The sequence below is a fragment of the Amycolatopsis sp. NPDC024027 genome (assembly GCF_040638975.1).
Classification (GTDB): domain Bacteria; phylum Actinomycetota; class Actinomycetes; order Mycobacteriales; family Pseudonocardiaceae; genus Amycolatopsis.
This window is the reverse complement of sequence record NZ_JBEZYY010000009.1, coordinates 317,581-337,739: the sequence shown is the minus strand read 5'-3', so window position 1 is coordinate 337,739 and position 20,159 is coordinate 317,581. Positions and strand designations below refer to the sequence as shown.

20 protein-coding genes are annotated in these 20,159 nt (G+C 71.9%); 8 read left to right on the top strand and 12 right to left on the bottom strand.

Annotated features, from left to right (window positions below; translation table 11 throughout):
- Positions 1-103 precede the first annotated feature (103 nt).
- Positions 104-1,342, bottom strand: coding sequence for a helix-turn-helix domain-containing protein (locus AB0F52_RS23870; RefSeq protein ID WP_360174862.1), 1,239 nt, complete (start codon positions 1,340-1,342; stop codon positions 104-106).
- 111 nt (positions 1,343-1,453) lie between these two features.
- On the opposite strand from AB0F52_RS23870, the gene AB0F52_RS23865 reads away from it, so the two are divergent.
- A complete protein-coding gene (locus AB0F52_RS23865; RefSeq protein WP_360175040.1) occupies positions 1,454-2,299 on the top strand; it encodes an SGNH/GDSL hydrolase family protein in 846 nt (281 codons plus the stop codon).
- Here AB0F52_RS23865 and AB0F52_RS23860 read toward each other — a convergent pair.
- From AB0F52_RS23860 to AB0F52_RS23840, 5 genes are read right to left on the bottom strand one after another with little or no spacing between them, the layout of a single operon-like run.
- Positions 2,289-2,807, bottom strand: coding sequence for a pyridoxamine 5'-phosphate oxidase family protein (locus AB0F52_RS23860; RefSeq protein WP_360174859.1), 519 nt, complete (start codon positions 2,805-2,807; stop codon positions 2,289-2,291). The two genes, AB0F52_RS23865 and AB0F52_RS23860, sit on opposite strands and share 11 nt — an antisense overlap.
- A gap of 2 nt (positions 2,808-2,809) precedes the next feature.
- Positions 2,810-3,793 carry an LLM class F420-dependent oxidoreductase gene (locus tag AB0F52_RS23855; RefSeq protein ID WP_360174856.1) on the bottom strand — a complete coding sequence of 328 codons (984 nt, stop codon included), beginning with the start codon at positions 3,791-3,793 and terminating at the stop codon, positions 2,810-2,812.
- Positions 3,790-4,983, bottom strand: coding sequence for an acetyl-CoA acetyltransferase (locus AB0F52_RS23850; protein ID WP_360174853.1), 1,194 nt, complete (start codon positions 4,981-4,983; stop codon positions 3,790-3,792). The genes AB0F52_RS23855 and AB0F52_RS23850 overlap by 4 nt, the downstream gene beginning before the upstream one ends.
- Before the next feature lie 4 nt (positions 4,984-4,987).
- Entirely contained in the window at positions 4,988-6,679 is a 1,692-nt protein-coding gene (locus tag AB0F52_RS23845) for a class I adenylate-forming enzyme family protein (protein ID WP_360174850.1), read from the bottom strand.
- Positions 6,676-8,148 carry a carotenoid oxygenase family protein gene (locus tag AB0F52_RS23840; protein WP_360174847.1) on the bottom strand — a complete coding sequence of 491 codons (1,473 nt, stop codon included), beginning with the start codon at positions 8,146-8,148 and terminating at the stop codon, positions 6,676-6,678. Before AB0F52_RS23840 ends, AB0F52_RS23845 begins: the two co-directional genes overlap by 4 nt.
- Positions 8,149-8,275: 127 nt before the next feature.
- Between AB0F52_RS23840 and AB0F52_RS23835 the strand changes: the two genes are divergently transcribed.
- On the top strand, positions 8,276-9,232 hold the full coding sequence (locus AB0F52_RS23835) for a winged helix-turn-helix transcriptional regulator (protein ID WP_360174844.1): 957 nt from the start codon (positions 8,276-8,278) through the stop codon (positions 9,230-9,232).
- Positions 9,233-9,314: 82 nt separating this feature from the next.
- Positions 9,315-9,500, top strand: coding sequence for a DUF5302 domain-containing protein (locus tag AB0F52_RS23830; protein WP_013228723.1), 186 nt, complete (start codon positions 9,315-9,317; stop codon positions 9,498-9,500).
- A 41-nt stretch (positions 9,501-9,541) separates the two neighbouring features.
- Here AB0F52_RS23830 and AB0F52_RS23825 read toward each other — a convergent pair whose 3' ends face one another.
- Positions 9,542-10,474, bottom strand: a complete 933-nt coding sequence (locus AB0F52_RS23825; protein WP_360174840.1) for an MBL fold metallo-hydrolase — start codon at positions 10,472-10,474, stop codon at positions 9,542-9,544.
- An 84-nt stretch (positions 10,475-10,558) separates the two neighbouring features.
- Here AB0F52_RS23825 and AB0F52_RS23820 point away from each other — a divergent pair, with 84 nt between their 5' ends.
- Positions 10,559-11,503 (top strand): LysR substrate-binding domain-containing protein, encoded by a 945-nt coding sequence (locus AB0F52_RS23820; RefSeq protein ID WP_360174837.1) that lies wholly within the window; start codon positions 10,559-10,561, stop codon positions 11,501-11,503.
- Here AB0F52_RS23820 and AB0F52_RS23815 read toward each other — a convergent pair.
- From AB0F52_RS23815 to AB0F52_RS23795, 5 genes are all read right to left on the bottom strand, one after another.
- Positions 11,488-12,288, bottom strand: coding sequence for a serine hydrolase (locus AB0F52_RS23815; RefSeq protein ID WP_360174834.1), 801 nt, complete (start codon positions 12,286-12,288; stop codon positions 11,488-11,490). The two genes, AB0F52_RS23820 and AB0F52_RS23815, sit on opposite strands and share 16 nt — an antisense overlap.
- Positions 12,285-13,358, bottom strand: coding sequence for a Glu/Leu/Phe/Val dehydrogenase dimerization domain-containing protein (locus AB0F52_RS23810; protein WP_360174831.1), 1,074 nt, complete (start codon positions 13,356-13,358; stop codon positions 12,285-12,287). The genes AB0F52_RS23815 and AB0F52_RS23810 overlap by 4 nt, the downstream gene beginning before the upstream one ends.
- Positions 13,359-13,518: 160 nt before the next feature.
- Positions 13,519-14,712, bottom strand: a complete 1,194-nt coding sequence (locus tag AB0F52_RS23805) for a kynureninase (RefSeq protein ID WP_360174828.1) — start codon at positions 14,710-14,712, stop codon at positions 13,519-13,521.
- A complete protein-coding gene (locus AB0F52_RS23800; RefSeq protein ID WP_360174825.1) occupies positions 14,709-15,503 on the bottom strand; it encodes a tryptophan 2,3-dioxygenase family protein in 795 nt (264 codons plus the stop codon). Before AB0F52_RS23800 ends, AB0F52_RS23805 begins: the two co-directional genes overlap by 4 nt.
- Positions 15,500-16,315 (bottom strand): PaaX family transcriptional regulator C-terminal domain-containing protein, encoded by an 816-nt coding sequence (locus AB0F52_RS23795; RefSeq protein WP_360174822.1) that lies wholly within the window; start codon positions 16,313-16,315, stop codon positions 15,500-15,502. The genes AB0F52_RS23800 and AB0F52_RS23795 overlap by 4 nt, the downstream gene beginning before the upstream one ends.
- Positions 16,316-16,363: 48 nt before the next feature.
- Here AB0F52_RS23795 and AB0F52_RS23790 point away from each other — a divergent pair, with 48 nt between their 5' ends.
- Genes AB0F52_RS23790 through AB0F52_RS23775 form a run of 4 tightly spaced genes read left to right on the top strand, consistent with a single transcriptional unit; the run spans position 16,364 to position 20,142 of the window.
- Entirely contained in the window at positions 16,364-17,116 is a 753-nt protein-coding gene (locus AB0F52_RS23790) for a creatininase family protein (protein ID WP_360174819.1), read from the top strand.
- On the top strand, positions 17,109-18,629 hold the full coding sequence (locus AB0F52_RS23785; protein ID WP_360174816.1) for a benzoate-CoA ligase family protein: 1,521 nt from the start codon (positions 17,109-17,111) through the stop codon (positions 18,627-18,629). Before AB0F52_RS23790 ends, AB0F52_RS23785 begins: the two co-directional genes overlap by 8 nt.
- On the top strand, positions 18,626-19,318 hold the full coding sequence (locus AB0F52_RS23780) for an SDR family oxidoreductase (protein WP_360174813.1): 693 nt from the start codon (positions 18,626-18,628) through the stop codon (positions 19,316-19,318). Before AB0F52_RS23785 ends, AB0F52_RS23780 begins: the two co-directional genes overlap by 4 nt.
- On the top strand, positions 19,315-20,142 hold the full coding sequence (locus tag AB0F52_RS23775) for an enoyl-CoA hydratase family protein (RefSeq protein ID WP_360174810.1): 828 nt from the start codon (positions 19,315-19,317) through the stop codon (positions 20,140-20,142). The genes AB0F52_RS23780 and AB0F52_RS23775 overlap by 4 nt, the downstream gene beginning before the upstream one ends.
- Positions 20,143-20,159 lie beyond the last annotated feature (17 nt).

Below are 20,159 nucleotides of genomic sequence, written 5' to 3'. Positions count from 1 at the left end.
TGATCAGAGGGTCGACTCGCGTGATTGAAGGGTCGACTCGCGTACCCCGATGGACGACACGCGTACCTGGGTGGACGACACGCGTACCTGGGTGGACGACGCGTCAGTGGCGGGGGTGGGCGGCGCGGCGGGCCGCTGAGGCCGCGATGATGCGGGGCAAGCCGGCCGGGTGGAGTGGGTCGATGCCGGTGAGGTCGCGGACGCGGCGGAGGCGGTAGTCGACCGTGTTGGGGTGGACGTGGAGCTGGGCCGCCGTGCGGCGGCGGTTCGTGTCCAGGGCCAGGTACGCGTCCAGGGTCTCGACCAGCTCCGGGTGCGCTTCCAGTGGGTCGAGCGCCGCCGCGAGGCGGTCGCGGGCCGCTCCCGGGCGGGTCAGCTGGTACTCCACCAGGACGTCGTCGAGGCGGTACAGGCCCGGTGCGCGGCCGAACCACCGCAGCACGTCCAGCACCTCGCCGGTCCGCGCGGCCACCGCCCGGACCTCGGCCGGCGCCGCCGGTTCCGCCGCCGCCAGCACGGTCACCCCCGCCGCGCGCCCGGCCGCGTCGAGCACCGCCTGCCACTCCGGAACCGACGTCAGCCGGCCCGCCACCGGGAGCAGGACGAGCCCGCCCGGTCCGTCCAGGGACGCCAGCACGCCGTCACCGCACGCCTGCTCGAACGCCGCCAGGAACCGGCGGAGCTTGCGGCGGACGGCGATCTCGGCGTCCACCCCCGGCGACTCCTCGTCGGCGTGCGGCCCGAGTTCGACGCTCAGCACGACGTACCGCGCGGGCAGCGTGATCCCGGCGCTGCGGGCGACGACGTCGACCGGCCCGCCGTCGACGAGCACCGACAGCAGCGTCCGGCGCGCGGTGTGCTCCTGCCCGACCTTCGTCCGCAGCTCCTCCAGGTACCCCCGCGTCACCGCGCCGGTGACCGTGCCGACGAACGCCAGCACCCGGTCCGCGACTTCGAGGAGGTCGGCGACGTCCGCACTGCCCGACGAGGCGGAGCCGACGGCGAAGATCTCCCGCGCGCCGACGTGGTACGCGGTCAGCACGGCCTCCAGCGGGAAGCCCTCCTCCGCCCGGCGGACCGCGGACGCGCCGACCTGCCGCAGCTCGGCCGCGTTCAGCTCGCGGTCCTCGCGCAGGCTGCGCGCGAACGCCCGCACCGCCTGCCGGGTGATGCCCGCGATGTCGCCGGCCAGTTCCTCCACCGGCAGCCGCCGGTAGTCGGCGACCTCGGCCTGGATGCGCGCGAGCACCCGGGCGATCAGCTCGGGCTCCTCCCGGGTGAGCCGCTCGTGCACGCGCTGGCCGCCGAGGGTGAGGTCCCCGCCGCACTTGTGCTCGGTCACAACCGATCCCCTCGTTCTCTGCTCGGACTCCCAGTCAATCCCGTGACGCCCAGTGCCGATGGTGTCACGGAGACCAACAGTCGGCACTGCATCAAGGAGGACGGCGTGCGAGTGAGGACGACGACGTTCATCGCGATCTTGGTCACCGCGCTGGCGGGCGCGACGGCGGGCACGGCGGCGGCGGGCACCGCCGGGGAATACGTCGCACTGGGGGATTCGGCGGCGGCCGGGCCGCTGGTCCTGCCGCCCGACCTCTCCTCCCCCGGCTGCCTCCGCTCCCTGGCGAACTACCCGCACGTCGCCGCGAAAGAACTCGGCGTGCCGCTGACGGACGTCACCTGTTCGGGCGCGACGACGGCGGACATGACCGCCCCGCAGCAGACGTCGGCCGGCGCGGTGCCACCGCAGCTGGACGCGCTGGGCGCGCCGACCCGCACGGTGACCGTGACGATCGGCGGCAACGACATCGGCCTGGTCGGGGCCGCGACGAGCTGCATCAACCTGCTGCCCGGCATCAACCCCGACTGCGTCGACCGGTACACCGCCGGCGGCCACGACCAGCTGGCCGAGAGGATCGCCGCGTTCGAGCCCGTGTGGGGCGCGCTGCTGGACGCGATCCACGCGAAGGCGCCGGACGCCGACGTCTTCGTGGCCGGCTACGGCACCTACCTGCCGCACAACGGCTGCTGGCCGATCGCGCCACTGACCCCGCGCGACGCGAACTACATCCAGGGCAGCATCGACAAGACCAACGCCGCGCTCGCCCGGCAAGCCGCCGCGCACGACGCGCGCTACGTCGACGTCCGGACCGCCTCGATCGGGCACGACGTCTGCAAGCTGCCCGGCGTGAAGTGGTTCGAGAGCGTGATCCCGACGTCGGTCGCCGCGCCGCTGCACCCGAACGCGGACGGCATGGCCGCGATCGGCGGGCTGGTCGCGGCGGCGATCAGCGGCTGAAGTCCCAGCGGGCGGCACCGTGCGGCTCGGCGGTGGCGACGCCGATGGCCCGGTGCAGCGTGAGCCGGTACAGGTGCCACGGCGCCGGCCCGGCGCTCGCCGCCATGAACGGCGCGTTGAACCCGCCGTCCTCCACCGTCGCGGGCCAGCCGCCCTCGCGGTAGACGGCCGCCACTCGCTCCAGCACCTCGGGTTCGGCGACCCGGTGGGCCTCGCCTTCCATCGTGACGTCGAGGCCGCGCAGCCGCACCGACACGCTGCACGCCGGGTTCGCCGCCAGGTTGCGGGCCCGGCGGGTGCCGGGCCCGCTCACGAAGTACAGGGTGTCGTCCACCCAGATGGCGCCGACGCCGGCGGCGTGCGGGCGCCCGTCGGGGCGGACGGTCCCGACGAAGAACGTCAGGTCCTCCTTGGGGGTCTGGGTGGCGAGGAGGTCGCGCGCCCTGCTCCACGGCAGCGCCGCGGACCCGGATCGGTCGAGGTTCGTGGTTTTCGTGGGTTCGGTCATGCCTACGCGTCGAACGGAAGGACGGCGGATCGACACGCGGCGAGGGTTTTCGCGCCGCCCGGGTCGTCGTCGCTGGTGGCCGGGACGATCGCCAGCTCGTCGATCCCGGCTTCGGCGTACTCGGCGGCCTTCGCCGTGATGTCCGCCGGCGAACCGAGAAGGCCCACCGTCGCGATCGCCTCCACCGGGACCGCCGCCAGCAGCTCGCGCGGGTGCGGGCGCGTGCGCGCGAAGTCGATCAGGTCGCCGAAGCCCGCCGCGCGGAACATCTCGCCGTACCCGGGCGCCGCCAGGTAGCCGACCACTCCGCGCCGCAGCTGTTCGAGGGCTGCCGGGTCCGGGTCCACCGCGGCGACCACCCAGGCGGCCACCGGCGGGGGCGTGGTGCCCGCCCGCGAAGCGGCTTCGTGCAGACCTCGCACCAAGGATGCCGCGGCCGCGGGGCTGACCAGGTTGACCACCATCCGGTCGGCGTGCCTGGCCGCCACCTCCAGGGCCTTCGGACCGAACGCGGCGATCGTCAAAGGTGACTTCGGCGCGGGCAGCCGCAACCGATAGCCGTGCGAACCCACCACCGAACCGTCCACTGTGGATTTCTCACCGGCCAGCAGCTGCCGGACCGCGACGGCGGACTCCGCCAAGGCCGTGGCCGCGCGCTCCCGCGAGCGGCCGTGCCAGCCGCGCACCACGACGTCGCTGGACGTCCCGAGAGCGACGCCGGTCGCGCGCCCGGTCAGGGCCGCCACCGACGCGACGCCCATGGCGATCGTCGCCGGGTCCCGCACGGTCACCGCCAGCGGCCCGAAAGTCAGGGAAATCCGCGCGGTGGCCGCGCCGATCGCGGTGCCGAGCGCGAAGGCGTCCCACGTCGCCATCTCGCCGATCCACAGCTCCGGGTACCCGGCGGCGTCGGCGGCGCGCGCGGTTTCGAGGGCTTCCTCCGGCGGGCGGTCCTGCCAGAGGCCCAGCGACACCGAAAGCTTCATGCGGAAGCCTGCACGATCATGGTGACCACCGTAGTGAACGAGCCGCCGACGTTGAGCGTCAACGCCGTGCGCGCGCCCGCCACCTGCATCTCGCCCGCCGTGCCGGCCACCTGACGGGCCGCATCGCGCAGCATGCGGACGCCGGTCGCGCCGACCGGGTGGCCGAGGCCGATCAGGCCACCACCCGGGTTGATCCCGGCCGCGTCGAGCCCACCGCCGGCGATGAACCGGCCGCCGTCACCGGGCGGTGCCAAGCCGAGGTGCTCCAGCGCGACCAACCCGGTGATCGTGAAGCAGTCGTGCAGTTCGACGGTGTCGAGCGTGTCCGGCCCGGGCACGCCTGCCCGCCGGTAGGCGTCGGCGACGGCGCCGCGCAAGTGCGGGAACAGGTACTCGCCGCCGGAAGCGATCTTCGGTGCGAGGCCGATGTGCGCGGTGCGGTGCCCGAAGCCCGCGATGCGCGGGAACCCGCCGCCGAGCCGTTCGGCGAACGCGGGCGAAGCCAGCAGGACCGCCGCGGCGCCGTCGGTGATCCGGCCGCAGTCCTGCTTGCGCAGGCGGCCCTCGATGACGGGGTTGAGCTCGTCGTCCGGTCCGAACGCGGCCGCCGGAAACCGCCAGTCGCGGGCCTGGGCCAGCGGGTTCAGCGCCGCCCGGGTGAAGGCGTGCTCGGCGAACAACCCGAGGTGCCCCGGATCGAGACCATAACGGGCGTCGTAGGCGGAAGCGACGTCGGCGAACAGCGCGGGCCACGGAAACTTCGCGGCGACGGCTTCGTGACCGGCCCACGCGGCGGACCCGAGGTGCTCGGCGGCCCGCTGCCCATCGACGTTGCGCATCAGCTCGACGCCGACGACCAGCGCCAGGTCGTAGCGGCCCGCTTCGAGGTCGGCGCACGCGGCGAGCACCGCGGTGCTGCCGGACGCGCACGCGGCTTCGTGCCGGGTCGACGGCACGCCGTCCAGCTCCGGGACGGCCGCCACCAGCACGCCGCCCAGCTGGGCCTGGCCGGTGAACAGCTCCGCCGCGAGGTTCCCGACGTGCGCGACCTCGACGTCGGCGGCCGAGACCCCGGCGTCCGCGAGGGCGGCGGGCACGACCTCGGCGAACAGTTCGAGGATCCCGCGCCCTTCTTTCGTGACGTTGCGCGCGAAGTCGGTCTGCGCCCCGCCCAGCACGAACACCGTCATGGCCTCACCCCAGGCTTTCCCGTAGCTGCCGCTTCAGGATCTTCCCCACCGGGTTGCGTGGCAAGGACTCCGCGTACTCGAGCCGTTCCGGCAGCTTGAACGCGGCCACGTTCTTCTCCCTCAGGTACGCGACCAGCTCGTCCAGGGCCGGCTTGCGCGCACCCGGCACGACGACCGCGCACACCCGCTCCCCCATGACCTCGTCGGGTACGCCGACCACCCCGACGTCGGCGACGTCCGGGTGACCGGCCAGCAGGCCCTCGACCTCGGCGGGCGAGATGTTCATGCCGCCGCGGATCACGAGGTCCTTGAGCCGGTCGACGTACCGCAGGAACTCCCCGCGCTCGCCGTCGATCTCGAAGACGTCGCCGGTGCGGAAGTGCCCGTCTTCGTCGAACGCCGAGGTGTCGAGCGGCTCGCCCCTCTCCGTGAGGTAACCGGCGAACACCGTCGGCCCGGCGATGTGCAGCTCGCCGGGATGCCCGGGTTCGGTCACCCGCTCGCCGGTGACCGGGTCGTGCAGCCGCACCGACGTCCACCCGGCGACCGGGGTCGACCAAGTGGCGGCCGAGGCGTAGTTCGGGAAGTAGGTCGCGCGCTGGTCCGGGTCCGGGATGTCCACCGGACCGGACAGCAGCGCGGTGCCCTCGTTCGAGCCGAAGAAGTTGATGAGGTCGATGCCGTACCGCTCGGCCCAGGTGCGCACCAGCCACGGCGAGAGCGGCGCCGAGCCGGACCCGATCTTCCGCAGCGCCAAAATGTCCACTTCGGACAGTATTTTTTCGTTGTGCAGCAGCATGGTCAGCAACGCCGGTGGCGCGAGCGTGTACGTCACCCGCTCGGCCGCGAGCTGGCCCAGGAACACCGGCAGGTCGAACGGGTGGTGCGGGACGAACACGGCGCCGGTCAGCAGCCACGGCAGGAACATGCCGCCGATGCCGGCCATGTTCGTCATCGGGAACGGGGAAAGCAGGACGTCGTCGCCGGTGATCCCGGCGGCCTGGACGCAGCCGGCGGCGGTCGCCAGCCAATCTCCGTGGCAGCGCGGCACGGCCTTCGGCTCGGCTTCGGTGCCGGACGTCCAGCAGATCGTGACGCAGTCGTTCACGTCGGCTTCGGCCCGGTACGAGTCCAAAGTGGATTTCTCCGCTTCGGACAGGGGCGCTTCGGGCCAGGCCAGGGCGCCGGCCGGTTCGTCGTCCCCCGAGGCGACGACGAACCGGACCGACAGCGCCGAAGCGCCGATGAGCCCAAGGGCCGCCCCGGCGAGCGGGTGCTCGCCGTATCTGGATGCCGTGACCACCCCGACAGCCCCGGTGCGCCGGCACATCGGAACCATCTCGTGCTCCCGGTAGGACACCGGGAACGGGGTGACGACCGCGCCGATCCGCACGATCGCGAGGAACGCCTGGACCAGGGCCGAGCAGTTCGGCAGCTGCACAGCCACTACGTCACCTGCTCGCACCCCTCTGGCGAGCAGGAACGCGGCCAGGACGTCGACGCGTTCGTCGAGCCGGCTCCAAGTCCACCGCACCGGGTCGCGTCCGACCAGTGCGGTGGTGTTCGGTGGATCGACCAGCGCGAGACCCTCCGGGTCGGCACTGACCCGCTCCTTCACGAGCTGGTCGATCGTCTCCGCACTCCACCATCCCCGTGTCCGGAAGTCCCGGGCACGACCCTCTCGATGGCATCTCATGAACGGAGGTTTTCCAGCTGGTCCGCCCGGACCCAGGTCGCGTGAAAACCGAGCGGGACACGCTGGGGAAGCAGGACCCTGGCCACGGGTCCGGCAGCGAGGTCGGCGGCGTCGAAGATGTCCAGTTCCGAGCGTCCCTCACGCTCGTCCTGCACGAACGTCACCAGATACCCGTCCGCCGAATCGACGGGTACTCCTTCGCGGGGTGCGAACGGAGCCTCACTGCCCCACCGGCCGGGACCGAACCGGTATTCGGTCTTCGTACCGGCAAGATTGTCGTGGCGCACCAGCCCGTCGAACTTCAGCGTCGACTCGGGCGAGATGTGCACCGCGTAGGAGTACCGGTTCCGCCGGCCGACGCCGCGGGCGTCGACGGTCGGGAACTCGGTGTTGTCGTCGTCGAGCGCGCTTTCGCGGCACGCGCCGGTCCGCAGGTCGAAGCGGTAGCGGTGCAGCTGGGCGTCGAGCCGCAGGTAGGAGAGCATCTTCGCGAGCGGCGTGTGCGCGTCGGCACGCGGCTGCGGGCGCTGCACACGGCAGACGTCGAGGACGACTTCGTCGCCTTCTTCCCAGGCGTTGACGACGTGGTAGATGTAGCACGGGCTCGCTTCGAACCACCGCATCTGGCTACCGTTCCCGTAGCGTGGCAGCACGCCGAACCGGCTCGGCAGCGAGCGGTCGAAGTGCAGCTTGTGCCGGCCCTGCTTCGCCGCCGCCAGGTCCTGGACCAGCGGCAGGTCCATCAGCACCGCGTAGTGCTCGGTGATGGCCATGTCGTGCGGCAGGCGCGGGCCCGGCAGCTCGATGTCCGTGGTGGTCACGACCCGGCCGTCCGCGCTGATCACGCCGTAGCGCAGGTACGGCGGGCGCGGCCCGTAGTCGAACCAGAACAGCTCGCCGGTGGCCTCGTCGACCTTGGGGTGGGCCATCATGTCGCCGGCCAGCGTGCCGAGGAAGTCTTCGGCGCCGAGGGTCTCCAGCGAAAGCGGGTCGACCGCGTACGGCGAGCCGCACAGGTACCAGGTGGCGAGGATCCGGCCGCGGTGGAAGACGACGTCGGTGTTGGCGTTGTCCTTGAGCCCCAGGCCGTGGGTGTTGCCGAAGGGGTTGTCCTTCGGGTTCTCCATCACGCCGGTCCAGAGCGCCTTGCCGGCGGCGGACTCGGCCTCGAAGGCCTTGGTGCGGACCCAGCGGTTGCGGTAGCGGGCCTTGCCGTTCTCCAGGTGGACCGCGTGGATCATGCCGTCGCCGTCGAACCAGTGGTAGCGGCCTTCCGGGGCGAACCGCGGGTTCGGGCCGTTGCGCAGGTAGACGCCGTTGAGGTCCTTCGGGATTTCGCCGATGACCTGCAGGTCTTCGGCGTCGATCTCGGTGCCGACCGGGGCGTAGACGCCGAGCAGGTAGGGGTTGTCCTCGCCGGTGTCCGCCGTCCGGGCCACCATCAGCGGCTGTTCGGAGGTGCTGGTCATCGGGCTGCTCCCTGGCTGCGCGGGGCTGATGGAGATGAGACTATGATTTGTGTACCCAGGTGTCAATAGGCTTCTTTAGGTGTAGCCAGGTGTTACCCTGAGGGCATCGTGTAACGAGGGGGAAGTGGTGACCGAAGCGTCTGCACACCGCGTCCGGCCGGCGGGGGATCCGCTGCGCCGGGCGCTCGAACTGGTCGGCGACCAGTGGACGCTGCTGATCCTGCAGAGCCTGTTCCTGCGCTTCCGCCGGTACGAAGAGCTGCGCCTGCGGCTGGGCATTTCGCCGACCGCGTTGTCGGGACGGCTGCGGGACATGGTGGACGCGGGCATGCTCGCCCGGGCGCCGTACCGGGACGCGCGCCGCACGCGGCACGAGTACCGGCTGACCGAGCGCGGCCTCGAGCTGTGGCCGCTGCTGATCTCGATCTGGGCCTGGGAGCGCGAGTGGGTCGAAGGCCGGCGTGAAGTGCTGCCGACGCTGATCCACCTCGACTGCGAGCTGGCTACATCAGCGCCCCTCGGCTGCGCCGCCTGCGGCCGCCGCGTGGACGCGCGGGACGTCCGGGCGTCGCGGCTGGACAGCACCGGCGTCGCGGCGGCGACGGCGTCCAAGCGCTTCCGCCGCAAAGACGCCGAGTCCCTGGCCGGCGACCCGCTGATGTTCTTCCCGGACACGATGGAGCTGCTCGGCGACCGGTGGTCGACCGGGCTGCTGGTGTCGGCGCTGCTCGGCTGCCGGCACTTTTCGGAGTTCGAGCGCGAGCTGGGCATCGGGCCGAGCGTGCTGTCGGGCCGGTTGAGCAAGCTGGTCGAGGTCGGCGTCCTGCGCACCGGCGCGGCGAAGACCCGCACCGACGCCCGCGACTACCGCCTGACGGCGAAGGGCCTGGCGTTCTTCCCGGCGCTGGCGTTCATCGCGGAGTGGTCGCGCGGGTTCGAGGTGACGGGCCAGGAGCCGGACATCACGCTGCACCACGTAGAGTGCGGCGAGCGGCTGCGCCCGATACTGCTGTGCGACCACTGCGGCCGCCCCCTGACCCGCAAGTCGGTCCAGTTCGGCGGCGTACCGTCCCCCCAACGCTGACGACGTGACCAAATCGACTCGCCAAGCAGTTTGAGTGATGCCAGGCTGGGGCGGTCACACGTCGTCATTTTCGGAGGTAAGCATGAGTGAGCCGGACCCGTCGCCCAGCGGCGAGGAGGACGACGTCAAGCGCAAGTTCCGCGAAGCACTGGAGCGCAAGCAGGCCCACGCGCGAACGGGAGCGTCGCACGAGAACGCGGGCGGCAAGAACCAGCACGCCCACGGCCCGGCGGCGAACAAGCGGACGTTCCGCCGCAAGAGCGGCTGAGCCGAAGGCCCCCACCGCGAGCGGTGGGGGCCTTCGCGCTTTCAGGGGGTGAATTCCCCGAGGTGGTCCAGCACCACGAACTCGCTTCCGGGACTCGCCGCCGCCACCGCCTTCCGCAGGGTTTCCAAGCCGCCGTTGGGGTCGTGCGCCTGGCCCAGCGGCAAGTCGAAGTCGTCCCAGTGCGTGGCCGCCACCCATCGGGGGCCGCCCAAAGTCCGCAGCAGGCGCGGGACGTACTCCCGCACCTTCACCCCGCCCGGTGGCAGCAGCACCACGTCCGGCCGCAGCCCCGCCAGCTCGGACTCGATGTAGTTCGAACCCCCGAAGTCCAGCACGCTCGCGCCGCCACCGGACACCACGTACGCCAGCGTGCCGCCCTCCAGCAGGTCCGAGATCACCCGGGGGCGGTCACGGCGGGACAGCGGCCGGGTGCCCGGGAACGCCACCTGGGCCCGGCTGCCCGTCGCCGAATGCAGGGACCGCAGCACCCGGATCGAGTACCCGTCGAACGTCAGGTCCTCCCCGCCCGTCGCGATCGCCAGCTGGTCCTCCGGGGCACCCATGGCCGCCATGAGACTCAAATGCGTCTCGGTGCCGATGATCGTCGCCCCGGTGCGTTCGGCCAGGTACGGGACGTCCGTCAGGTGGTCGTAGTGGCCGTGGGTCACCAGGATGTGGTCGGCCCGGAGGACACCGCGGTCGAGGTAACCGTCGATCAGCGCGCGGTTCACCGTGAGCGGTGTCCGCGGATCCGCGCCCGCCGGGGTGTACGTTCCCGTCTTGAACCGCGTCAGCCACGGGTCGATGAGGATCGTCTTCGACCCGATGCGGATCTCCCAGCCGTTGTTGCCCCACCAGCGCAGCACCATTCCCGAACCGCCCGCCGCCGCCACCGCGGGCGGGGCGCCCGCCAGGATCGCGGCCGCCGCCGCGCCCGCGCCGAACAGCCCGCGCCTGCTCAATCCGTTGTCCATACCCGACACCCGACCACGACCGGCCCGGCGCTGTCCAAGATCGGGACGACCACCTGTCAATAGGCGAACGGCTATCGTCGCAGCGTGGACCACCTCCGTTCGCTGCGATACTTCCTCGTCGTCGCCGACGAACTGCACTTCGGCCGGGCCGCCGAACGGCTCGGGATCGCGCAGCCGCCGTTGAGCCAGCGCGTCAAACGGCTCGAAGCCGAGCTGGGCGCGAAGCTGTTCGAACGCGGCCGCCGCGTCACGCTCACTGAAGCGGGCGAAGTGCTGCGTGCGGAAGCCCGCGATCTGCTCTCCCGCTGGGACCGCATGACGACCCTCGTGGCGAAGGCCGAACGCGGGGAGCTGGACAGCCTGCGCGCGGGCGTGCCTCCGGACCTGCCCGGCCGGGTGCTGGCCGCGATCCTGACGAAGTTCGCCGCCGAGTGCCCGGCCGTGCGGCTGGACCTGCAGGAGCTCACCACGGCCGAGCAGGCCCGGCTGCTCGGCGACCGCGAACTCGACGCCGGCCTCCTGCAACTGCCGGTGGACGTGGTCGGGCTGGACCTCGGCCCGGTCGTCGACACCCCGCTGGGCGTGGTGCTCCCCCGCGACTCGCCGCTCGCGCGCCGCGCCGAGCTCGCCCTCGCCGACCTGGCCGGCGAAGGCCTGGTCCACGCCCCGCGCGCCGCCGCGCCGGGAAGCTACGACGCCCTGCTGCGCACCTGCTGGGACCACGGCTTCCGCCCGGCGGCGATCCGGCACGCCCGCAACCCCGAGTTCGTGCTCGGGCTGGTCCTGGCCGGGCACGGCGTGGCGTTCGAACCCGGCGCCCGCAAGGAACCGCGGGTGGTGTGGCGGCCGCTCGAAGGCGCGGTGCTGCGGGCCCGGATGGCCTTCGCCCGGCCCTCGGTCAGCCCGCACCCGCAGGCGGCGACGCTGGGGAAGATCGCGGCCGGAATCCTCGAAGACGACGGCGTGTCGCGGATCGTGCCCCCTTCGCCGGGTCCCCGGCCGTGGGACGCGTTCTACGAGCGCAGCTGATCGACCGCCGCCCGCGCGGCCGCGCCGATCGCGCGGTCGATGTCCGGGCGCCGGAGCGTCTCGGCCCCGCCGGTCGTGAACACCGCGACCGCGTAGGCGGTGCCGTCCGGATAGGTCGCGACGCCGATTTCGTTGCGGATCCCCGGCATCGTGCCCGTCTTGCCCGCCACCGCCACCTCCGGCGGGAACCCCGCCGTCAACCGGTGCCAGCTGACCTGCGCGGACATCCACTCGCGGACCGGTGTGCCCGCGTCGTCCGCCCAGAGCGCCGCCAGCAACGCCGTCATCTCGCGGGGCGTGGTCGCGGAGGTCCGCAGTGGATCCAGCGCCCGCAACGGGCGGCCCGCCGAAGTGTCCTCGATGATCGTGCGCAGCACGTCCCGCGGCGCGCCGATCACCGTGGTGCGGGTCAAGCCCAGCTCGGCCAGCAGCGACCGGACGTTGTCCACGCCGACGCGGTCGAACAGCAGGTCCGCGGCCGTGTTGTCGGACACCGAAAGGGCCAGCAGTGCCGCGTCCCGCAGGCTGTATTCGGCGTCGTCGGCGAAGCCCGCCGAACCGGTGCCGCCGAGGCGGTCCGCGGCGGACGCCCGCACCCGGTCGGTGGGGTCGAGCTGCCCGGCCGCGACCTGGCGCGCGAACTCGAAGGCCAGGGGCACCTTCACCACGGACGCCAGTACCACCGGGGAGTCGGCGTCCAGGCCGGATTCCTCGGACGAACCGAGCCGGCGGGCGTGCAGGAAACCCCGCACGCCCACCGATTCGAAGAACGCGGAAGGACTCACCCGGTCATGATGGACCGCAGCCGCCCGACCTCCGCCATCCGCCGCTCGGCGAGCCGGTCGGCCGCCGTCGCCGGGGGCACGCCGTCGGCGACGGCCAGCGCGAACACGGCCTTCGTCGTGTCGTAGATGGCCGTCGTCTTGCGCTTCGCGCGTTCGAAGTCGAAGCCGTGGCGCTCGTCGTCGACCTGGATCACGCCGCCCGCGTTCACCAGGTAATCCGGGGCGTACAGGACGCCGCGGTCGGCCAGCTGCTTGTCGATGCCCGCGTGCGCGAGCTGGTTGTTCGCCGCGCCGCAGACGATCCGGGCGCCGAGCACCGGCACGGTCTCGTCGTTCAGGACGCCACCCAACGCACACGGCGCGAAGACGTCCAGCTCGGTGCGCAACAGGGTGTCCACATCGGACACGACCTGGACGCCGGGATGGATCGAGCGGGTCCGCTCGATGGCGGGCGCGTAAACGTCGGTGATCGTGACCTGCGCGCCGGCCTCCACGAGGTGGCCGACGAGGATGTGGCCGACCTTGCCGACGCCGGCCACGCCGACGCGCTTGCCGGCCAGGTCCGGGCTGCCCCAGACGTGCTCGGCCGAGGCCCGCATGCCCTGGAAGACGCCGAACGCGGTGAGCACGGACGAGTCGCCGGCACCACCGTCCTCCGGCGAGCGGCCGGTGACGTACTGGCACTCGCGGGCCACGACGTCCATGTCCTGCACGTACGTGCCCACGTCGCACGCCGTGATGTAGCGGCCGCCCAGGGACTGCACGAAGCGCCCGTACGCGCGCAGCAGCGCTTCGGACTTGAGCGTCTTCGGGTCGCCGATGATGACGGCCTTGCCGCCGCCGAGGTCGAGCCCGGCCAGTGCGTTCTTGTACGCCATGCCCTTGGACAGCGCGAGGACGTCGTCGAGCGCGTCGGATTCGGTGGCGTAGGGGTGGAAGCGCGTCCCGCCCAAGGCGGGGCCGAGCGCGGTGGAGTAGATGCCGATGATGGCCTTGAGGCCACTGGCCTGGTCGTGGCAGTACACGACCTGTTCGTGCCCGGTGCCCCGGGCGAACACTCCTTCGGTCACGGTGGTGACTCCTTTGTCTCCCGCGCCCGGTTCGTGGCCGGGACGCGCTTCACGGGTTGGCGGGCGCCCGCTGCGGAGGTCGTCCGCTCGGGTGCCCGGCACCAACCTAGATCCCCGGTGATCGCCGGACCAGTGCCGGTCCCGCGATACGGACCGGTAATCAGCCCTTGATCACCTTGCCGAGGGTGCGCATCGCCGTCTCCAGCTGCGTGTCCGAAAGGTAGGGCGCGGGGCCGAAGCGCAGGTACGGCCCCCGGCTGTCGGTCCGGACGCCCTCGGTGGCCAGCGCCGCCTGCAGCCCGGACGCGTCGGCGCAGCGCAGCGAGAGGAACCCGCCGAGGCCTTCCAGCTCCACCGAACGGTCGCGCGTGACGACGTCTTCGGGCAACCCGAGCGAGTCGAACACCGACGCGAGCAGGCCCACCTGGTGCTGCGAGACCTCGCGCAGGAACTCCGGGGTGAGCCCGTGCTCGGCGAAGAACCGCTGGACCCGGGCGCCGCGGTAGTGGCTCGCCGGGTCGTAGGTGGCGCCGGCGAACCGGTCGCCGCCGATGGCGTAGGGCACCTGGCCGGGGTGGCGCTCGTCGGCGAGCGCGCCGAACTCGGCGTACCAGCCGGTGATCACCGGCCGCAGCTCCTGGGCGTGGGCGGGCAGCCGCAGGAAGCAGTTGCCCTCGCCGAGCTGCAGGTACTTGTAGCCGCCGCCGAGCACCCAGGCGTTGGTGAGCCCGAGGTCGTGCAGCGCGAACGGCACGACGCCGAGTGCGTGGTAGGCGTCCACGACCAGCTCGATCGAACGGCCGCGGCAGACGTCGGCGAGGTGCGCCAGCCCGGGGACCAGCCGCGACGTCTCGAAGAGCACCGCGGACACGAGCACGGCCGCGGTGTCGTCGTTCACCTCGCCCGCGACGCGCTCGGCGAGCGTCGTCACCGGCTCGAGCGGCACCCGCACGATCTCGACGCCCTCCTCTTCGAGCCGGGCGAGCTGACGGCGGAGGGTGTGGAATTCGCCGTCGGTGGTGACCAGGCGCGGCCGTCGCGGCAGCTCCATCGCCGACAGGAAGCGCAGCACCAGGTCGTGCGTGCTCGCGCCGAGCGCGTACTCGCCGTGCGGGTCGCCGAGCAGCAGGCGGAAGCCCGCACGCAGCTCGTCCGCCTTCGCGAAGGCGCGCTCCCACTTGCCGTCGACGTCACGGGCGGCGTCGGCGAAGGACTCGAGGAGCCCTTCTTCGGCAACGTCCGGCCAGGCCTGGTGCGAGTGCCCGGAGAGCAGGAGGCGGTCGGCCACCGCGAACCGGGTGTAGTGCGCGGCGAGGGCGTTGTGGTCCTCGCGCAGGTCGTCCAAAGTGGTCACAGTCGGCTCCGTACGGCCCAGAGATCCGGGAACATCGGCTGGAAAAGCGTGGTACGCAGGTAGGTCGCGCCGGATGATCCTCCCGTCCCGGTCTTGTCGCCGATGGTGCGTTCGACCATCTTCACGTGCCGGTAGCGCCACTCCTGCATCCCTTCGTCGAGATCGACCAGACACTCCGCGACGAGCGAGGGTCCCCCGTCGTCGCTGTACACGTCCAGCAATATCGCCTGCAGGGCCGGGGACGGCTCCACCGAGCGAGTGACGTCTCGGTCACACTCGACCGCGTAGCCAGAAACCTTGAGGTACGCGAGAAAAGAGTCGAACAACGACGGGCGCGCCATCGCTTCGGAGATGCGTTTCCGCTGCTCCCCACCTTCGGGGTAGTGCGCGAACACGCGCTCGTCACGGCGGCCGAGCACCGCTTCCAGCTCGCGGAACTGGGCCGACTGGAAGCCGCTCGAAGCGTCCAAACGGGCGCGGAAACTGGTGAATTGGCTGGGCGTCATCGTTTCCAGCACGTCGATCTGCGCGACCGCGACCTTGAGGATGGTGAGGATCCGGCGCAGCGTCCGGATCGAGTGCGCGGTGCTGCCCTTTTCGAGGTTCGCCTGGAGGAAGGCGGCTTCGTGCAGGATCTGCTTGAACCACAGCTCGTACACCTGGTGGATCACGATGAACAGCAGCTCGTCGTGCTCGTCGGACCGCAGGCGCTGCGCGTTCAGCACCTCGTCCAGCCCGAGGTACGAGGTGTAGCTCAGAGCTTCCTGCGTTGCTTGGCTGGGTTCGGTCATCCCTTGGTCACCTCGTCGAAATGGCGCTGCGCGGGTTTCGCGAGCGCGGTGTACAGATCGTGGAACAGTTCGACCGCCGCCGCCCGGCGGTCCGGGGCGGGCACCAGGTCGGCAGGCAGTTCCGGGTCGAGCGACGGGAACATGCGGAAGGTGTGCACCAGCCGGGTGCGCACCTCGAACGCCTCGGCGTCCGGCGGCTCCCGGCCCGCGTACCCGCCGAACTGGCCGACGAACGCGGCGTACCGCGCGGCCAGGTCGTCGAGGTCCCAGGCCCGGCCGGCGAACCGGCGGACGTCGAGGGCGGCCGACGGGCGGCCGAGCAGCAGCCCGGCGTGCTCGGTGACGTCGAGTTCGCCGAGCAGGGCGACGACCTCGGCCTCGCGGTCGTGCGGGGCGATCCAGGTGCCGTCCTGGTAGGGCCCGAACCCGAGGAACCGCAGCCGCCGGACCAGGCGTTCCCGGGCCTGGCGGCGGCTCTCGGGGATGCTCTGCCACAGCACGGTCCACTCGCCGGCGGCGCGCTCGCGGCGGCCGAGGGAGAAGATCCGGTGGTCGCCGTCGGCGAGCAGCGCGACGGTGCGCCGGGTCAGCGAGTAGTGCACGGTGCGGCCTTCGCGGTGGCGCTGCAGCAGGCCGCGGCGCACCAGGCGGGTGAGCGCGATCCGGGCCGCGCCGTCGGAGAAGCCCAGCTCGGCGAGCACCGCGACCAGGCCGCCCGACCACACCCGGCGGGTTTCGCGCGGGTGCACGTAACTGCCCAGCAACGTCATGACCAGCTCCTGCGGGCCGGCTTCGAAGGCATCGGTGGGCATGGGCGCAACTCTATACACCTCAGGCCGCTGCGGTGTAACTTGATTTGCGTGACGTACTTCGCGGACCTCAGCTCGCGGCAGGTCGCTTCGCTGCCGGACGGCGAGCGCGTCCCGGTGCTGCTGCTGCCGCTGGGGGCGATCGAGCCGCACGGGCCACACGCGCCGCTGGGCACCGACCCGCTGATTTCCCGCGGGATGTGCGAGCGCGCGGCCGAGCGGCTGGCCGCCGACGACGACGTCCACGTGCTGGTCCTGCCCGAGGTGCCCTACGGCGTGACGCGGTTCGCGGCCGGGTTCGCCGGCGGCATCCACATCGGCGAGGAGACGCTGCACGCACTGCTTGTCGACATCGGGTCGGCGCTGATCGGCCAGCGCCTCAAGCGGATCCTGCTGGTCAACAACCACTTCGAGCCCGCGCACCTGGTCACGCTGCGGCGAGCCGTGGAGACGCTGAACTTCGCCTTCGACGGGCGCGCCGCCCTGCTCGACCTGGTCCGACGAAGGCACGCGCAGCGGCTGACCGAAGAGTTCCGGTCCGGCGAGTGCCATGCCGGGCGGTACGAGACGTCGCTGGTGCTCGCCGACCGGCCCGAGCTGGTCGACCAGGCGCTGATGCGGACGCTGCCGCATGTTCCGGTCAGCTTGGCCGCCGCCCCCGAAGACGGGGGCTTCCGGGAGATGGGCATGACCGAGGCGTACTGCGGCCGGCCCGCGGAGGCGACCGCGGACGAGGGCACGTCGACTTTCTCGACGTTGACCGACCTGCTGGTGGAAGCGATCCGGGAGCTGGCCCGTGAGTGAGCCGTTCAACCTCGCCACGCACTTCCTCGACCGGCACGTCGCCGAAGGCCGGGGCGACCGGACCGCCCTGTTCGTCGGCGATCGGACGATCAGCTACGCCTCGCTCGCGGCTTTGGCGAACCGCGTCGGCAACGTGCTGCTCGACCTCGGTGTCCGAAAAGGACAGCGGGTGCTGCTGGCGCTGAGCGACGGCGACGAGTTCGTCGCCGCTTGGTACGGGGCGCAGAAGATCGGCGCGGTCACCGCCGAGGTCTACCCGTTCCTGCAGCCCAAGGACTACGCGTACTACCTCGGCTACACCGAGGCCGTGGTGGTGGTCGCGGACGCCGTCACGCTGCCCGCGCTGCGCGAGGCGGGCGCTACGGGGTTGCTCGTCACGGGTGTGCCCGAAGCCGAGCTGCTTCCCGGTGAACGTCCGTTCCGGACGTTGGTCGATGCCGCGCCGGATTCTTTGGACGCGGCACCGACCACTGTGGACGACGTCGGCATCTGGAAGTTCACCACCGGCAGCACGGGTGCGCCCAAGGCGTGCGTGCACCCGCTGCGCAGCCCGAAGGAGAGCTTCGAGCGGTACGCCGTCGAGGTGCTCGGCCTGCGCGAGGACGACACCGTCCTGGCCGTGCCGAAGCTCTTCTTCGGCTACGCGCGCGACCTGGTGGCGCTGTTCCCGTTCGGGGTCGGCGCGGCCGGGATCGCCTTCGGCGAACGCAGCACGGCGGACCTCATGTTCGAGCTGATCGCGAAGTACCGGCCGACCGTGCTGGTCAACGTGCCGACGATGATGAGCGCGATGGTCGCCCACCCGGCCGCGGCGGAGCAGGACCTGAGCTGCCTGCGGATGACGACGTCGGCGGGCGAGGCGCTGCCGCCGGAGCTGCACCGCAAGTGGGACGCGGCCTTCGGGGTGCCGGTGGTGGACGGGATCGGCTCGTCCGAGGCGTACCACATCTACCTGTCGAACCGCCCGGGCGCCGCGCGCGCCGGCACGCTCGGCACGCCCGTTCCCGGGTACACCGCCCAGGTCGTCGACGAGCTCGGGAATCCGCTGCCGGACGGGGAAATCGGGCCGCTGCGCGTGACCGGGCCGACGATCGCGCTGGAGTACCACGGCGATCCGGAGAAGTCGGCGCGGACGTTCGACGGGGACACGCTGACGTCGGGCGACCTGTTCAGCCGCTCCTCCGGCGGGTACTTCCGCCACCACGGGCGCGCCGACGCGCTGCTCAAGGTCGGCGGCGTGTTCGTCGCGCCCGGCGAGATCGAGGACTGCCTGCTCGGCCACCCGGACGTCACCGACTGCGCGGTGGCCGGCCACGCGGTCGACGGCCTGGTCGTGCCGCGCGCGTACGTCGTGACGCGAGCCGGCGCGTCGGTCTCGGCGAAGGAGCTTCAAGAACACGCGAAAGCCCACCTGGCCAAGCACAAGTACCCCCGCGAGGTGGTCTTCATGACGGAACTCCCCCGCACCGCCAACGGAAAGCTCGACCGGCGCGCCCTGGCGGCCCGCCCGTGAGCCGCCTGGTGGTGGTCACCGGCGGCACGCGCGGCATCGGCGCGGCGATCGCCGCCCGGTTCCGTTCTCTCGGTGACACCGTGCTGGCGCCGGGCCGTGCCGAATGCGACGTGACCGATGAGAAAGCAGTGGCGGCTTATTTCGCTTCGGCGGGCCCGGTCGACGTCCTGGTGAACAACGCCGGGATCTCGTCCAGCGCCCCGGTTTCCCGGACCTCGCTCGACGACTGGCGCGGGCAGTTCGAGGTGAACGCGACCGGCGCGTTCCTCTGCACTCGTGCGGTACTGGACGGAATGCGTGCGCGCGACAGCGGCCGGATCGTCACGGTCGCGTCGACCGCCTCGCACGTCGGCTACCGCTACACGGCGGGGTACACGGCGTCGAAGCACGCGGCGGTGGGCTTCATGCGTGCGGTGGCGGCGGAGCTGGCCGGGACCGGTGTCACGGCGAACGCGGTGTGCCCGGCGTTCGTCCGCACCGACATGACGGCGACCTCGGTGGAGCGGATCGTCTCGCGGTCGGGACGGTCCACCTCGGAGGCGGAAGCGGCGCTGGCGGCGGCGTCCCCGCTCGGCCGGCTGCTCGAACCGGCCGAGGTGGCGTTCGCGGTGTCCTTCCTGGCGGCCCCCGAAGCCGCCGCGATCAACGGCCAGACCCTCGTACTCGACGGCGGAGGAATCCAGTCATGAGCCCGTTCCGCGCAACCGCCCCGCTGACGAAGGAGTGGGAGCACTTCGGCTTCACGGTGTCCGACGGGGTGGCCACGGTGACGTTCACGCGTCCTTCGAAGCTCAACGCGCTGACGTTCGAGGTGTACGCGGACCTACGGGACCTGGTCATCGAGCTCCCGCAGCACGAGGACGTCCGGGTCTTGGTCATCACGGGCGAAGGCCGCGGGTTCTGTTCCGGTGGTGACGTCGAGGAGATCATCGGCGAGCTGCAGAAGTTCGAGACGGCGGAGCTGCTGGAGTTCACCCGCATGACGGGCGCGGTGGTGAAGGCCCTGCGCGAGTGCCCGCTCCCGGTGATCGCGGCGGTCAACGGGGTCGCGGCCGGAGCGGGTTCGGTGATCGCGCTGGCGAGTGACTTCCGGCTGCTGGCGGAGTCGGCGAAGTTCGCGTTCCTGTTCACGAAGGTGGGGCTGGCCGGGGCGGACATGGGGTCGGCGTACCTCTTGCCGCGGCTGGTCGGCCTCGGTCGCGCGACGGAGCTGCTGATCCTCGGCGACAAGGTTTCGGCCGCGCGCGCTTCGGAGATCGGATTGGCCACCCAGGTGGTTCCCGACTCGGAACTCCCCGAGGCGGCTGCGGCTTTGGCACGCCGGCTGGCGGACGGTCCGGCCCTGGCGTACGCGACGACGAAGGTGCTGCTGACCCGCGAGCTGGACATGGACCTGGGCAGCGCGATCGAGCTGGAGGCGATCACCCAGGCGTTGTTGATGACGGCCAAGGACCACAAGGAGTTCTACGCGGCCTGGTCCGCGGGGCGGGAGCCGCGCTGGACGGGCCGTTAGGGTGGCGGGTGGGCATG